The 894-nt window shown below is 60.7% G+C and carries 1 protein-coding gene; it reads left to right on the top strand.

What is annotated here, in order from left to right; all coding sequences use genetic code 11:
* Positions 1-894 (top strand): tRNA dihydrouridine(20/20a) synthase DusA (gene dusA / locus D6877_RS03245; protein WP_241662844.1); only part of this gene is annotated, 894 nt, incomplete at both ends.

Raw genomic sequence — 894 nt, 5'->3', positions numbered from 1 at the left:
ATGATGGATTGGACGGACCGCCATTGCCGGTACTTCCTGCGCCTCCTGTCCAAGCACGCCCTGCTCTACACCGAAATGGTCACCACCGGCGCGCTCCTAAACGGTGATCACGAACGTTTCCTGCGTCACAACGAAGCCGAGCACCCGCTCGCGTTGCAGCTCGGCGGTAGTGTTCCGCTCGATCTCGCCGCCTGCGCGCGCATGGCCCAGGAACATGGCTACGACGAGGTGAACCTGAACGTCGGCTGCCCGAGTGATCGTGTGCAAAACAACATGATCGGCGCGTGCCTGATGGGGCATCCGCAGTTGGTGGCCGATTGTGTGAAGGCGATGCGTGATGCGGTGTCGATTCCGGTGACGGTGAAGCACCGGATCGGCATCAACGGGCGCGACAGTTATGCCGAGCTGTGCGATTTCGTCGGGACTGTGCGGGATGCAGGGTGCACGAGTTTCACCGTGCATGCGCGGATTGCGATTCTGGAGGGGTTGTCGCCGAAGGAGAATCGCGACATTCCGCCGTTGCGCTATGACGTCGCGGCGCAGTTGAAGGCGGATTTTCCGGAGCTGGAGATTGTGCTGAACGGCGGGATCAAGACGATGGAGGCCTGCCATGAGCATTTGCAGACCTTCGATGGCGTGATGCTCGGGCGTGAGGCTTATCACAATCCGTATTTGCTGGCGGAGGTCGATCAGCAACTGTTCGGCAGTACTGCACCGGTGATCAGCCGCGCTGAGGCGTTGGCGCAATTACGGCCTTATATCGCCGAACATCTGCTGGCCGGTGGTGCGATGCATCACATCACGCGCCATGTGCTGGGCCTGGGCACAGGGTTCCCCGGGGCGCGCAAGTTTCGTCAGTTGTTGTCGGTGGATATTCACAAGGCCAAGGATCCG

It is taken from the genome of Pseudomonas sp. Sample_9 (assembly GCF_004307535.1).
Lineage (GTDB): Bacteria > Pseudomonadota > Gammaproteobacteria > Pseudomonadales > Pseudomonadaceae > Aquipseudomonas > Aquipseudomonas mercuritolerans.
This window is presented reverse-complemented; position numbering and strand designations above follow the sequence as displayed.